This is a genomic window from Neopusillimonas maritima (assembly GCF_003576595.1).
GTDB classification, from domain to species: domain Bacteria; phylum Pseudomonadota; class Gammaproteobacteria; order Burkholderiales; family Burkholderiaceae_B; genus Neopusillimonas; species Neopusillimonas maritima.
Genome location: NZ_NQOU01000008.1, coordinates 1 through 13,173 on the forward strand (window position 1 = coordinate 1; position 13,173 = coordinate 13,173).

Consider the following 13,173-nt stretch of genomic DNA (forward strand, 5'->3'; position numbering starts at 1 on the left):
AGGCGAAAAGGTATTTTGTTTCTTCATAGCTTCATTCTCTCAGGAAATGAAGCCTCCTCAAAACCCGGTTTGATTCACTAATCCGTGCCGCCATGTCCCGAAGTATCGGGAGGATGGCTCGACGCGGTTCATCACCAACAGTGAGCTTGCCCAACTTTATAAGTATCTCGACCGTGCGGACGAGGAAGGGTTGGAGCACCCAACAGTGATGTTGGCTGTTCGTTTGCAATTCGAGTTTTCGGCACGTATGTCGGAAATTCGTCTGTTGGAGTGGAAGTGGATCGACTTTGAAAACCGCCGCGTTGTCTGGCCGGACAGCAAGACAGGTGACATATCCAAGCCAATGAGCGAGGTGGCCTATCAGCTATTGAAGAATGCGTATCGCATTGATGATTCGCCTTATGTCTGCCCGGCCATTTTCGATCCTCAGACGCCACTGCCTAGCAGTACCTATTACAACGGATGGAAGCGCATCTTAGGTCGGGCCGGAGTGCCGCATGTCGGCACGCACGGCATCCGTCACCGTGCGGCAACCGATATTGCCAACTCTGGTACGCCGATTAAGGTTGGCATGGCATTGACCGCACATAAAACGGTGTCCATGTTCATGTCGTATGTCCATACGGAGGATGACCCGATTCGAGCGGCTGCGGAGAAGGTTGCCAATATGCGTCAGGAGACAATTGGTAATCAGAAACCTGCCGATACGCAAGCACCCGTTGCAGTGGAGGTCAACGAGCCGACCAAAACCAGCCAAGGCAACTACCGTCCATACCGACATCGCAAGCGCCCAACGCGCGCCGTACCACCAGGAACGAAGCGGGCGGCTGCGTCGTCTGAAGAGGGTGTGGTATGACAACGAGCAACAAACCAGCCCCTTCCAAACATGTGCGGTGCGTTTCAAAAGGTGCGGCCTGATGCAGTGGATACGCTATTTGCGGCAGGGCTTCATTGACGTTGCGTGCACCCGATATGATCTGACGCACATGCGTGGCCCTGTCTTTGAGCTTGCTATTGCCGCAACGACGCGTTATCCCGCTCTGACGCTGCGTATTGAAGTGGAGTTCACTTCGCATTGTGTGTCGTTTGGCCCCAAGCCAGGTGAAACGCTGGACTTCGATGTGTTGGGGCATGATCGGCTGATACTCGATCATCGAGCTGTCGCCCGCGCTTTCTGCTTCGACCGTTACCGCTGGTCGCTATCACTGCCCGCTCTGGTGCAAACGCTGAATGACCACTATTGCAACTTTACCGGACATGGCAATTGGCTGGTCATCCGCAGTATCGACGATCAAGGGCAAGCGGTGGACTATGAAATTTACTTTCGGCTACGTCGCCATGAAGGCAACACGCTACGGATGGTGGTTGAAAGTGCTTACGTGCGGTTGGCTGGGACGCCAGGGCCAGGGGTGCCTCACGAACGCAAGGGGCGTGTGCGCTTTCAGGTGATGGCGGCCAAGGTGTTCCGAGGGGAGCCGGTGCGCGATCCGAGTCGACAGCGCCGATAGTCGGATTTCGAGCGTTGAAAAAGATGAAGCCCCGTAGAACGGGGCTTCATGTCGCGGGTGCTCTTTGGATACCAGCACGGCTGGACCCTGTTGCCAGGGGGCAGATAGACGCCTTTTCAGACCCCGATATATCTATCTGGCAACTAGCATACGCACTTTTGATCGCTTGGTCAAGATACTCCATGCTGACTTGCTCTTCTGGCGCCCCTGCGGTGCAGATCGCACTGCTCGTAGCTCACGCTCATCTGAGTGGGGGCAAGAAGATACCCACCCTACAGACATTTATATCAAATGGAGTTACGATATTTAACCATTAGAAAAATATCTATGGAGGTGACAGGTGGCGGAAAAGAGAAACGTGTTTATCAGCCATGTACATAAGGACGATCATGGGCTTCAGAAGCTCAAAGATCTCCTGGCTCCGAAGGGTCTGGATGTCAGAGATTCCTCGATCCATACAGGGAAGTTCAACAAGGCCACTGATGAGCATTACATAAAGACCCAAATTCTGGCACCTGCGATCAACTGGGCTGGTGTCTTTATTTGCTACGTTTCCCCCCAAACAAAAGACAGTGATTGGGTTAATTGGGAAATCGAATATGCCGCAAAGCAGGGAAAACGTATTGTGGGCGTTTGGGAACACGGCGAAAAAGAATGTGATATTCCCGATGCCTTGGGGGAATATGCGGATGCCCTGGTTGGTTGGAACGGCGACGCAATCATTGATGCGATTAATGGCAAAGACACATGGGAGAAGCCTGATGGTGGCCCTTGTGACATCGTTCATCTTAAGCGACACCCCTGCTGATGGCTCGAATTTACTCCTACGTGGTGCGCTACGACAGTGGTTTTGCACCCAATCCCTTCTATGGTCACTGCACGTTAGTAACCTGCAAGCCAGGCATTCGCCGTAAAGCCGAACCTGGTGACTGGGTAATCGGCAGCGGTAGCAATTCTCGCGGTGTGAGGCGGGGAGGATACCTTGTGTATGGTATGCGCGTTACTGAAGTGATGACAATCGACGAATATGCCGTGAGCCCCAAGTTCGAATCGAAAAAACCTTTTCGCAATGGGAGCCGAAAGCAAAGCTGTGGGGACAATATCTATTTTAGAAATGGGCCAGAGGCAGCCTGGCAGCAACGAGATTCTTTTCATTCCCAGGAAGACGGAACACTGAATGTTCGGCACGTACAGCGCGACACTAGGGTAAACAGGGTTTTGGTCAGCAATGATTTTGTTTATTTCGGAGGAGCGGGGCCAAAATTCCCTCCAGGTCTGCAAGACCGAAATGGCCGGCCCCTGTGCAAAAGTGGCATAGGGTTGACTTGCTTTGATGATCCTAAACTGGTTGCCAATCTAGAGCAGTGGCTACGTAGTTTGGGTGTTACCGGTTATCAAGGGCCTCCATTTGAATGGCTCACTCTCCGCGGATAATTTGACATGCAAAAAGAAGGGTCTATTCTGCTCTCGGATTATGCTGCAGAAATTGAGACTACCGATGTACTCAATTCGACCGATTTTTTCCCCGTTCTCCAAGGTTTATACGGGGAAGTGGGTGGAATTATGGCTACGGCCAAAAAACATATTCGGGAGACATCTGCTTATCCTGGATTTAAGAAAGCAGCCGAAGAAGAATTTGGAGACACGCTCTGGTATCTGGCTGCGCTTTGCAGGCGTATGCAAATTCCTCTGGAAGAGGTTTTCGCCGAGGCGGCGAACCATGGGAATTTTAAGAATGTTGGGGCCGCAAGCGACATGGCCGAGGGGGCGTTGGCGTACATTGCCATGCCGATCACTGAACCGGGTTCGGTGGATACCACGTTGGTCGTGCTAGGTCAGTCCGCCGCAGCATTGCTAGGCCACTCCCCTACGCGCAGTGATGTGGTTTCCTTTGCGCGTGCCTATTTGGATGCTATTCGTACTGCCGAATTGGTATTTTCAGATGTGGCGCGAGGCAACCTTCGAAAAGCTCGTGGAGCATTTTTAGATCCACAACCTGCCGACTTAATTGGTCTTGATTTCGATAGAGGTTTTGGCGATGAAGAACAACTGCCCCGACATTTCAAAATCAAGGTCAATCAACGAGGGAGTGGCAAGAGCTACCTTCAGTGGAATGGGGTATTTATAGGGGACCCTCTAACTGACAACATTGCTGACCGCGATGGTTATCGGTTTCATGATGTTTTTCATTTTTCTTATGCGGCCATACTACATTGGTCACCCGTGATTCGAGCATTGATCAAGCATAAAAGAAAAAGCAAGCCGAAGTACGATGAGGAGCAGGATGGCGGGAGGGCCATTGTTGTTGAAGAAGGTCTGACAGCCTGGATATTTTCTAAAGCAAAGGAATTGAATTTCTTCGAACATCAGGAGAAAATTTCTCTCGGGATTTTGAAAACGATTGGTGAATTCGTTAGTGGCTATGAAGTAGAAGCGTGTCCGCTGAAGTTATGGGAGAGAGCAATCCTTGATGGCTATGCCGTTTTTCGGCAGCTCAAAGAAAATCAGGGGGGCTGGATCATTGGTGATCGCGAACAGCGCACGATACAATATATGCCGCTGGAGCTTGAGAAATGAAGACTCACCCCTTTGTCGAGGCAGTGGCCTCGCTGCAGTTTGAAAACTGTTTTAACCCTTATTCAGATCGTTGCGAAGTGCATGATCGTCGTGATGCACCTCGACGCCGAGCTGCGGCGCTTTCAGCCATGCTACGTTCCGCGTTAGAGGAACCGGTCGATGCGATATGGATTGGTCGAGACCTTGGATACCGCGGAGGGCGCCGCACGGGGCTGGCCCTGACTGATGATGTTCACATGGTCCACCATGTCAAGCGCTGGGATCTCGATTCAATGGCAGAACGACCTACTGTAGGAAGTGCAGTGGCTGAGCGTACTGCTGCAGTCATATGGAACATGCTGGAGCACATTGATGCTCGTATCTTCCTTTGGAACGTTTTCCCACTTCATCCGCATGAATCGGGTGATCCGTTTACCAATCGGCAACACAACGCTCGTGAAAGACGTGCAGGCGAAAAATTGTTGCAGCAGCTCATCGACCTATTACGGCCATTTCGCATCGTTGCTATAGGAAATGATGCTGCTGCTGCGGCCCATCGCATCACGGATACTGTGCCCGTTGTTTGTGTGAGGCATCCGAGTTACGGTGGCCAAACACAGTTTCAGGCCCAAATTTCGGAACTCTACGGGCATTCACTTCGGACTCAATCACTTTTCTGAGCTGGCATTGGTAGTTTCTTCAACGAGCCGCAATTGATGCTGCGAATCAGCCGGTCACTGGTTGGTGCTCGTCAGCATCGCCTATTGTCTTGAGGTGAGAGTGAAAGAGCCGAGCGAAGTCCACGTCGGTAAGCGCTTCATCGGCGAAATAGCCCCGATCCTTGGCTAGATTCAACGCTGCTCCTCCCGGAGAAGGGACGGGCAATACTTTGGCTGTGGGGTGGAAGTGTCTGAACAGTTCATGTTCCTCCTCTATACCTTCCATTCCTCCGATGAACACTGCTGCAACTAAGTCCTCACGTGACAGCATTTGCTCGCGCATGGCCAACAGGCTTGCTCCCCGGTCATCGGGAATCGCGTCGGTATAGACAACATTCTGAAAATGCTTGTTCTCTTCGGGATAGCGATCTTCAAAGAATTTACTCTGATACAGAATTACTGACTGCGAGTAGTCCACACCCAAGTCTTCGCAGATTGTCCAGATCATTGGTGTGATGGCGGGATGGCCACCCCAGACGATTTTGTGCCGACGAATCACAGCTATAGCCAACTCGCGTACTGCACATTGGATAAGAAACGGATTAGCCGTTTCATGATAAGTGCCACGGCCAACAAGCGGCACACTGGCTGAAAGGAAGATGGCACTCATGCTCAAGCCTCCCAATCCGCAAATTGCCAACCCGCCTCGCTCGACTTGACCCATCGTGCGGAATGGATGTACCGGCCCAGCCAGTCCAAATGTCCTAGCCATCGGGGATGCAAACCGACGGGATCGTAGACAACGGCGACGGACTGATCGGGTGAATTTGTTGACGCCTCATGCAGTGTTGTCGATGTAGGAACACCGACGGTGGGATACACCACAACTGCCCGACCATCTGGCAATCGGATATGAACTGCTCTGTTGCTTCCCACCCCGATTATTTGACCGCCGATCGTCTCAATAGCGTTACGCAGATTGCTTACAAGATTGACGGAACGCACTGCATGGCTTTGACTGCGGATATCCTCAAGTTGCAAGCAGATGCGCTCTACTGCATCGTCAGCCAGCCGACCAGTGTGCGAGTCTACTTCCTCGGGCAACAACTCTGCTCGGCTTGCAGTAGCCGTGCGTGCGGAAGGCGTGGAGTCCGGCCAACCGACACGGAGAACGCTGATACCCTTGGCCAGCGCACGTCCAAACTCCGCACTCGTCCAGCGACTTTCGAAATAACCTGGTGTGTCCAGCATCACGAGCACATCGGAATCGCAGAGTCGGTGCCACAGCATGGTCTGGAAGTCCTCGGCAGGTGGGATGCCGTGCGTGTCGAGGAATACATCGAAAAGTCGAACTGACAAAGCGTCAAACAATTGCAAAGCAGCTTCTCGGGCTTCTCCTCGGCGGTAGCTTACAAAGACCCGCCGTTGTCGAGGGAGTAATCCTGCACATTCCAGCAATGCGGTCGCAACGCGTTGTGCACCACCTGCTGTATATGCTAGGCAGTTGAGCGGTTGCATTATTGCTGGAATCTCTACATTGACTCTACTGACATCTGATGCCACCGGCAGCAATGGGATGCCACGCTCCAACAGTGTTGCAACATTGGCAAGAGGGGCATTCTCCCCACCAAAAAAAACGGCGGCGGCTGATCTTTGCTGGTGGGGCTCGAATGATTCGGGACAAATATCCCATCCGACCTCATGACCTAGCCGCAGATTGAACATGCTTACGGCTTGAGACACGATATTCTCAAGCTCAGAAATCTGAGCAGCACTTGGTGCTCCAAGTATTGCAAGCTGATATAGAGAAGACATGTCTACCTTAGTCGCATAATTAAAAAATATCGAGAGAAGCCCCTAGTGTCAGGCAAGATTTCTGCAGATCTAAGGATAAATTAATACTTTTGCCATTCTGGTGCTAGCAGTCCATCCAAAAATCTAGATCGAACGGAAACAAAAGAATCCTTACCTATCTCATTTCCTCGTGCTGCCATATCTTCAATCGCTTCTGCATCATCAAGTTTAATTTCTGCTGGAGTCTGTTGATTAATCCGGAGATGGCGCGTTGGGCCCAAAAAACCTTCGGCCAAAATTAGTGCCCCATGCTCTTGAGCGGCAAAGAAGAGATCAGCACTAGTGGGTGCCCATCCGGCTTTACCTTTTCCAAGAGACTCAGTGAAATCACTTTCACTGCCCATGGTGCCGACACTTAAAACATCTATTCGACCCAGTGGTATTTTCAAATAACGAACCGCTTCTGCCAGCGCCGGGAGAATTGGATTATTCGCCCAAACGCCACCGTCGAGAAAAGATTCAGGAGCAACCGGCCCATCCCAGACAGATTCGTCAAAATATGTTGGAGCAGCTGAAGACGCAAGTGCCGCATCGACGGCAGAGATGTTTCGGAATGCTGTTCTATCTGGGCTATGGGCGGTAACAATAGCTTCAGCCTGCCCATGCTTGGCTCTTACTGTAGGAATTACGAGCCTGCAGCATGAAGCATCAGTGATTTTTCTATCACCGTATACTTTGTGTAGCAAATCTCGGAGCGTAGAGGACTCGTGTTTGGATCTTAACCAATGTCGGAGCTTTCTATCCTTGGGGAAAATTAGCGGCCCTTGCTCTTGGTAGAACTTTAATATATCGCGTGGCGTAATTCCGAGAGCGAGCCCGATTGCGAGTATCGCTCCTGTCGATGTGCCAGCGACTAAATCGAAGTGTGATATTAGATTGTTTCCACCACCACTCTTCAACATGTCATCCCACTTCGCCAAAACGGCGGCAGTGAACGTCCCTCGCAAGCCTCCTCCATCAAGAGCAAGAATTCGAAAATTGCGTCCTCGCGAAACACTACGTCGCACTAGCGGGAGGAGCTTTAGCTGATTGACAATGGTCTCTACTATACGTTCGATAGACGTATCATTCGCAATCCCTCGGTTTGCATCCTCGGATAGCCCATTCTGCAGTCTTGAAGGCAAGCTGGGATTGTCATTTAGATAACCCGCGATTGCTCCCCCAAATCCTGCAACCACGAAACCTGGCTTTCCAAGATCCAGCATCGTATCAAGCTCAGTGGGGACTCCTGCGTTAGCCTTATTTATGTCCCACCACTTGCCTCCCACGCAGACAACTGCATCCGATCGCTCGGCCATCCAGTCTCGCATTGGAGTTAAATCACTATTTCCTACGCCATCAGTTTCTGCGGGAACTATTTGTACCGCGGCGAATTGGCGTTGAGTTTCTATTTCCGTAATCTGTGCATCTGTTTCGGAAAATTTTTGAGCGCGAACCAGTGTTAACGCTCCTATCTCACCCCCCGCTTGTAGGAAATTTCTCGCCGCATCTTCTAAAGGCTGAGATAGGGAGGGGTGGCTTCCATGAATCACGGCTCCTCCTTCGCTGAATATTCGCGAAGCGAGTGTCTTCACAAACAAGCATATTTCTTCTTGTCGCTCATCTGTAGCAGTGCCTGAAAGATGAACTCTCACTCCTGCAAGAGGCAGTCTTGGAATCATGTGATGACCCTGCTTGGCTGGAATGATTTAATTACGAGTAATTTCCTCGAATCTCAATAGCTTTTTCGATCCAGTCTTCAAGGTTTTCCTTGATGTGGCTGTATACATTGGTGCTGGTGGAGTACGGTGGATCGTAAGTTTTTACAATCTCATCCATGGAAACTTCGCCTATAGTGAAATTCGAAAATGGATTGCTTCCCTTTTCCGATTGATCTTCGGCGCTATTCTTAAGATTATGAATGTATATTCCAAGAACTCCTTTCTTATCACCCCAGGCTTTCTTTATTTCATAGTTAATCCACTTTCTTCCGGCGGTATTCTGTCCAATAAGAACGATCGCAACCGCCTTCCCGGATAGTTGACCATCAATCCACTTCTGAATTGCACTATCTCCGCCTGCCTTCACATCTTCCCAGTCATTATCGGAAGCGGGTTTGTTTCCCTCAATAACGCCCATACTCCTGACTTGGGCAGCTCTCCAGTTGTCCGGCTGGTAGTGAAAGCTATAAAAGGCTCTGCGCGTCATTTTTTTCTCCTGATGTTTCGTTACCGATAAAGATGCGATTGTCATCGAGTCACAATTTACAACAAATATATTCAATTTTTGAGGTTTTGGCGACTTGTGTGGGCGTCCCCGGCCAAGGAGACATGGCCGGTCGTGCTGTCGTGCAGTGCATCGAGCCTCGCTGAACGAGTCTCGCCCATACGGGCTTTCATCCCTAACGCCTCCGGCTCGGACAGTGCCGAGCCTGCGCGCTGCGCTTGCCAAAAAATAAGTGGGAGAGTGTGTAGGCGGTCTTGCTGTTCCCTTCACCGTCTCACTGCGTTCTCGCCGTCAATGACTGCGCGTGCCTGGCACGCTTACGACCTGGCAGTCGTCTTCGATCTTTGACGGCTTGCGCTGCGCCGTGCTGGTCACTATACCGATAGCGTAAAAATTCACGTGCATGCGAAGTCGGTAATTAAGGAAGATATTTCCAAGTTTTATCCGAGCGTGAGCTTCGATGTCGTGTACGACATTTGGTCATCTTTTTTCGGCTTTTCCAATGGGTAGCAGAATTGCTAACGATGCTGACTACGCGAGATGGGCACCTGGAGCAAGGGGCTCCCACAAGTGGCTATCTAGCCAATATGGCGCTATGGGACATTGAGCCACCACTTGTTGCAAAACTTGCGTCAATTGGAGTGACGCACTATTCCCGCCATGTAGACGATATTACGTTGTCCAGCCCTGATCATTTGAGTGCATCTCGTGTTGATTGGGTTGTGAGAACTGTTGCAACAGCATTGGCCAGTAAAGGCCTGCTTGTGCACCCAGGTAAGCACGAGGTTATGCATGCGGGCCGTCGTGCGATCGAGGTTCTGAAATTAGTAGGCAACACCAAACCATCATTGCCTTCGAAAGAGCGCTCACGGGTTCGTGCGCTTGTCCATACCTTTTGCCGTCGTGTTGAGGCTGGCGACTCTGTTGAAGATTTGGAGAGGTTGTTGCCCCGTGTTCGGGGGCAGGCCTACAAGGTCAAAAGATTTCATCAGCATATAGGTGAGCAACTCGTTTTGCAGGTCGATCAAGCAGCCAAGTTGCTTCGTAACCGCGTAAGTGGCGTTGGGTCGAGGTAGAAGCTCTGAAAAGCAGGGAACTGCAGCGCAAAAGATATTGCGCAGATAGCTAAGGGACCACCTGTACTGTGGGGTGGATGGTGAGAATGAAATGATGTTGTTTTGTGAATGATGCCAGAAAACTGCACAGTAATTTCTTCGTCTGCTGGAAGTTCGGTAGGATGTCTGTTGTTCTAGACTTGTTTGTCGGGAGAAATTATGGCAGCCGATTGGTTCAATTATCAGGAAGAAGCGGCGGCATTCTTTCGAGGCCTCGGTCTAGACGCTCAAACCAATGTAACGGTGCAAGGAGTCCGGACGCAACATGATATTGATGTGCTTGTGAAGATGCATCATGTCGGTTTCGACGTTACGTGGGTGATCGAATGCAAGCATTGGAAGAGCAAAGTGTCGAAGCTGCATGTTGCTGGGCTACGAACTATCGTCCAGGAGATCGGTGCCGATCGCGGAATTCTACTTTGCGAGGCAGGCTTTCAAAGTGGTGCAATTGAAGCCGCGCAACTCACAAATGTTGTAGTGACCTCCTTAGCAAACGTCATGCAATCAGCTCAAAACGACGTGTACAACCTGCGTATTCGAGAACTGTTGGAGCGTATTGAGTCTGCAAAAGATAGGTACTGGAACATCCCTAAGGGAGTAAGAACCGAGCATGGCCTTCGCCAGGAGGTGGGCGATGTAGGCTATTCAGCATTTCTGGTTCTTCACACCGCCAATGAAATTATGGGTAAGGCCATCCGAGGCATTTATCCGATAGCTGAGGTGACTCCGGTCGAGCTCACGCTTACGAAGCGCCCACCGGTGCTTTCCAGCCCGCAGGAGGTGTTGGCCTATCTGGAGCCGATTATTGTCGATCTAGAGAATCGGCTTGCAAGCTGTGACAATGCTTATGATCGTGGATGCTATTGATGTCCAGTGAGACGGACAAGCTCCGGCTATGCATCAGGAATCGGTGATAAATGTTGAATCTGAGTGTGTAGATGATGCGTATCCCCCGTTAATGGAGAACAGCCCGAAATCCGGAACAGCCTGATTTTAAAGCTGGTGCCCGGGGCCGGAATCGAACCGGCACGCCTTGCGGCGGGGGATTTTGAGTCCCCTGCGTCTACCAATTTCACCACCCGGGCATGTTCGAAGTGGATCGGTATGAAGAATACATACCGTGGCAAGAAAGGCAAAATTATACGTGTTCTGCGAAAACTTTGCACGCGCCGCTCTTAAGCGCCGCTCTTAACGCCGTTCTGGCCCAGTCAATTCACACTCATCCCTGCGAACCAAAGCTCACCCACACCCCCATTTCCCCCTATTGAATTTCCCTCAACCACCCCCACTTACCCTCCCATGCGATGGCGGCCTCGCGTGTAGTCGCGTGCGCCTTTTTCACTAACTAACCAAATGTGGCAAAAAATGACGCAAACCGATTCGAATACTGCGCCTTCTGAAACCCTGGGCTTTCAGGCTGAAGTAAAACAGTTGCTTCACCTGATGATTCATTCCCTGTACAGCAACAAGGAAATTTTCCTGCGCGAGCTGGTCTCGAACGCGTCCGACGCCTGCGACAAGCTGCGTTTCCAGGCAATCGACAACCCTGAACTGATGCAGGGCGATGCCGATTTGCGTATTCGCGTGGAGTACGACGCCGACAAGCGCACGGTCACCATTTCCGACAACGGCATTGGCCTGTCGCGCGAAGATGCGGTGCAGAACCTGGGCACGATTGCCCGTTCAGGCACGAAAGAGTTTTTCGCCCAGTTAACGGGCGACAAGCAGAAAGACGCCAACCTTATCGGTCAGTTCGGGGTGGGTTTTTATTCTTCCTTTATTGTGGCCGACAAGGTGTCGGTGCTTAGCCGTCGGGCCGATGCGTCCGAAACCGAGGCGGTGCTGTGGGAATCCGACGGCCAGGGCGAGTTTTCCGTTACCCAGGTGGAAAAGGCCGATCGCGGTACGTCGGTAACCCTGCATTTGCGTGAAGAGGAAGACGAGTTCTTAAGCGGTTGGAAGTTGCGCGAGATTCTGCGCCGTTATTCCGACCACATCTCTTTGCCGATTCAAATGCTCAAGGAAGAGTGGAGCGAAGAAAAGTCGGCCCAGGTGAAAACCACGGAATGGGAAACGGTGAATCAGGCCAATGCGTTGTGGACGCGCGCCAAGAATGAGATTACCGACGAGCAGTACAAAGAGTTCTACAAGCACGTTTCGCACGATTTTGAAGATCCGCTGGCCTGGACGCACAACCGGGTGGAAGGGCGTAGCGAGTACACGCAGTTGCTGTTCGTGCCCAAGCGCGCGCCGTTCGACCTGTGGGACCGCGATGGTCGCCGGGGTGTGAAGTTGTATGTGAAGCGCGTGTTCATTATGGACGACGCCGACCAGCTATTGCCCACCTACCTGCGCTTTGTGCGCGGGGTCATCGATTCGGCCGATTTACCGCTGAATGTGTCGCGTGAAATTCTGCAGGAAAGCCGCGATGTGCGTTCCATTCGCGAAGGGTCAACCAAGCGCATTCTGATGCTGCTGGAAGACATGGCTGAAAACAAGCCTGACGATTACAAAGTGTTCTGGGAGCAGTTCGGCCAGGTATTGAAAGAGGGCGCAGGTGAAGATGTTGCAAACCAGGAGCGCATTGCCAAGCTGCTGCGTTTTGCGTCTACGCATGAAAATTCCGCCAACCAAACCGTGTCGCTGGCCGATTACGTGTCGCGCATGAAAGAAGGGCAAGACAAAATCTACTATGTCACGGCCGAGTCGCATGCGGCGGCTTCGAATAGCCCGCACCTGGAAATTTTCCGCAAGAAGGGTATCGAGGTTCTCTTGATGTCCGACCGGGTCGACGAGTGGATGTTGTCTTTCCTGCGTGAGTTCGACGGAAAGTCGCTGGTGTCCATTGCCAAGGGCGGGTTGGATCTTGAGCAGTTGGCCGATGAAGACGAGAAAAAGCGCCAGGAGGAAGTGGCCGAGCAAAGCAAGCCTTTGATCGAGCGTTTGCAAAAAGCGCTGGACGGCAAGGTGAAGGAAGTGCGTGCCACGGCGCGTTTGGTGGATTCACCGGCGTGCGTGGTGGTGGACTCCAACGAGCTCAGCCCGCATATTCTGCGCATGTTGCAGGCGGCCGGTCAGGAAGCGCCTGAAGTGAAGCCGATTCTGGAAATCAATCCCGAGCATCCGTTGCTGGGCCGGGTGAAAGATGCGTCGGATGACGACTTCGGTGATTGGGCGCAGGTGCTGCTGGATCAGGCCATGCTGGCTGAAGGCGCGCATTTGAAAGATGCCGCCGGCTTTGTGAAGCGGCTCAATGCGTTGCTGCTGAAAGGCTGA

General features: G+C 51.7%; 12 protein-coding genes, 1 tRNA gene and 1 pseudogene. 9 read left to right on the forward strand and 5 right to left on the reverse strand.

Going from position 1 to position 13,173, the window contains the following annotated elements:
* Positions 1 to 76: 76 nt before the first annotated feature.
* The 6 genes and pseudogenes from CJO09_RS14360 to CJO09_RS14385 form a co-directional block, all read left to right on the forward strand.
* Positions 77 to 856, forward strand: a pseudogene (locus CJO09_RS14360) (site-specific integrase); the annotation flags it as partial.
* 61 nt (positions 857 to 917) lie between these two features.
* Positions 918 to 1,508 carry a hypothetical protein gene (locus CJO09_RS14365; protein ID WP_147404932.1) on the forward strand — a complete coding sequence of 197 codons (591 nt, stop codon included), beginning with the start codon at positions 918 to 920 and terminating at the stop codon, positions 1,506 to 1,508.
* Between the two features lie 340 nt (positions 1,509 to 1,848).
* Positions 1,849 to 2,316 (forward strand): TIR domain-containing protein, encoded by a 468-nt coding sequence (locus CJO09_RS14370; protein ID WP_119442980.1) that lies wholly within the window; start codon positions 1,849 to 1,851, stop codon positions 2,314 to 2,316.
* Positions 2,316 to 2,942 (forward strand): Nmad2 family putative nucleotide modification protein, encoded by a 627-nt coding sequence (locus CJO09_RS14375; protein WP_119442981.1) that lies wholly within the window; start codon positions 2,316 to 2,318, stop codon positions 2,940 to 2,942. Before CJO09_RS14370 ends, CJO09_RS14375 begins: the two co-directional genes overlap by 1 nt.
* Before the next feature lie 6 nt (positions 2,943 to 2,948).
* On the forward strand, positions 2,949 to 4,085 hold the full coding sequence (locus tag CJO09_RS14380) for a nucleoside triphosphate pyrophosphohydrolase family protein (RefSeq protein ID WP_119442982.1): 1,137 nt from the start codon (positions 2,949 to 2,951) through the stop codon (positions 4,083 to 4,085).
* Complete coding sequence (locus CJO09_RS14385) at positions 4,082 to 4,744, forward strand: uracil-DNA glycosylase (protein WP_119442983.1); 663 nt, start codon at positions 4,082 to 4,084, stop codon at positions 4,742 to 4,744. Before CJO09_RS14380 ends, CJO09_RS14385 begins: the two co-directional genes overlap by 4 nt.
* A 46-nt stretch (positions 4,745 to 4,790) precedes the next feature.
* On the opposite strand, the gene CJO09_RS14390 is transcribed toward CJO09_RS14385, so the two are convergent.
* From CJO09_RS14390 to CJO09_RS14405, 4 genes are all read right to left on the reverse strand, one after another.
* Positions 4,791 to 5,393 (reverse strand): Thoeris type III anti-phage system protein ThcA, encoded by a 603-nt coding sequence (locus tag CJO09_RS14390; protein ID WP_119442984.1) that lies wholly within the window; start codon positions 5,391 to 5,393, stop codon positions 4,791 to 4,793.
* A 2-nt stretch (positions 5,394 to 5,395) separates the two neighbouring features.
* The gene (locus tag CJO09_RS14395; protein WP_119442985.1) at positions 5,396 to 6,538 is read right to left on the reverse strand and encodes a Thoeris type III anti-phage system protein ThcB4; all 1,143 of its coding nucleotides are present in this window, start codon (positions 6,536 to 6,538) and stop codon (positions 5,396 to 5,398) included.
* 80 nt (positions 6,539 to 6,618) lie between these two features.
* Positions 6,619 to 8,238 carry a CBASS cGAMP-activated phospholipase gene (locus CJO09_RS14400; protein ID WP_119442986.1) on the reverse strand — a complete coding sequence of 540 codons (1,620 nt, stop codon included), beginning with the start codon at positions 8,236 to 8,238 and terminating at the stop codon, positions 6,619 to 6,621.
* Positions 8,239 to 8,269: 31 nt separating this feature from the next.
* Positions 8,270 to 8,764 carry a TIR domain-containing protein gene (locus tag CJO09_RS14405; RefSeq protein ID WP_119442987.1) on the reverse strand — a complete coding sequence of 165 codons (495 nt, stop codon included), beginning with the start codon at positions 8,762 to 8,764 and terminating at the stop codon, positions 8,270 to 8,272.
* A gap of 542 nt (positions 8,765 to 9,306) precedes the next feature.
* Between CJO09_RS14405 and CJO09_RS14410 the strand changes: the two genes are divergently transcribed.
* Both CJO09_RS14410 and CJO09_RS14415 read left to right on the forward strand, forming a co-directional pair.
* A complete protein-coding gene (locus CJO09_RS14410) occupies positions 9,307 to 9,858 on the forward strand; it encodes an RNA-dependent RNA polymerase family protein (RefSeq protein WP_147404933.1) in 552 nt (183 codons plus the stop codon).
* A 198-nt stretch (positions 9,859 to 10,056) separates the two neighbouring features.
* A complete protein-coding gene (locus tag CJO09_RS14415; RefSeq protein ID WP_119442989.1) occupies positions 10,057 to 10,764 on the forward strand; it encodes a restriction endonuclease in 708 nt (235 codons plus the stop codon).
* 133 nt (positions 10,765 to 10,897) lie between these two features.
* Here CJO09_RS14415 and CJO09_RS14420 read toward each other — a convergent pair.
* A tRNA-Leu gene (locus tag CJO09_RS14420) sits at positions 10,898 to 10,982 on the reverse strand.
* 280 nt (positions 10,983 to 11,262) lie between these two features.
* On the opposite strand from CJO09_RS14420, the gene htpG reads away from it, so the two are divergent.
* The gene (gene htpG, locus CJO09_RS14425; RefSeq protein ID WP_119442990.1) at positions 11,263 to 13,173 is read left to right on the forward strand and encodes a molecular chaperone HtpG; all 1,911 of its coding nucleotides are present in this window, start codon (positions 11,263 to 11,265) and stop codon (positions 13,171 to 13,173) included.

Coding starts and splice junctions, on each gene's coding strand:
- CJO09_RS14365 (WP_147404932.1), top strand. CDS start 918: ATGCAGTGGATACGCTATTTGCGGCAGGGCTTCATTGACGTTGCGTGC.
- CJO09_RS14375 (WP_119442981.1), top strand. CDS start 2,316: ATGGCTCGAATTTACTCCTACGTGGTGCGCTACGACAGTGGTTTTGCA.
- CJO09_RS14380 (WP_119442982.1), top strand. CDS start 2,949: ATGCAAAAAGAAGGGTCTATTCTGCTCTCGGATTATGCTGCAGAAATT.
- CJO09_RS14385 (WP_119442983.1), top strand. CDS start 4,082: ATGAAGACTCACCCCTTTGTCGAGGCAGTGGCCTCGCTGCAGTTTGAA.
- CJO09_RS14390 (WP_119442984.1), bottom strand. CDS start 5,393: ATGAGTGCCATCTTCCTTTCAGCCAGTGTGCCGCTTGTTGGCCGTGGC.
- CJO09_RS14395 (WP_119442985.1), bottom strand. CDS start 6,538: ATGTCTTCTCTATATCAGCTTGCAATACTTGGAGCACCAAGTGCTGCT.
- CJO09_RS14400 (WP_119442986.1), bottom strand. CDS start 8,238: ATGATTCCAAGACTGCCTCTTGCAGGAGTGAGAGTTCATCTTTCAGGC.
- CJO09_RS14405 (WP_119442987.1), bottom strand. CDS start 8,764: ATGACGCGCAGAGCCTTTTATAGCTTTCACTACCAGCCGGACAACTGG.
- CJO09_RS14410 (WP_147404933.1), top strand. CDS start 9,307: ATGCTGACTACGCGAGATGGGCACCTGGAGCAAGGGGCTCCCACAAGT.
- CJO09_RS14415 (WP_119442989.1), top strand. CDS start 10,057: ATGGCAGCCGATTGGTTCAATTATCAGGAAGAAGCGGCGGCATTCTTT.
- htpG (WP_119442990.1), top strand. CDS start 11,263: ATGACGCAAACCGATTCGAATACTGCGCCTTCTGAAACCCTGGGCTTT.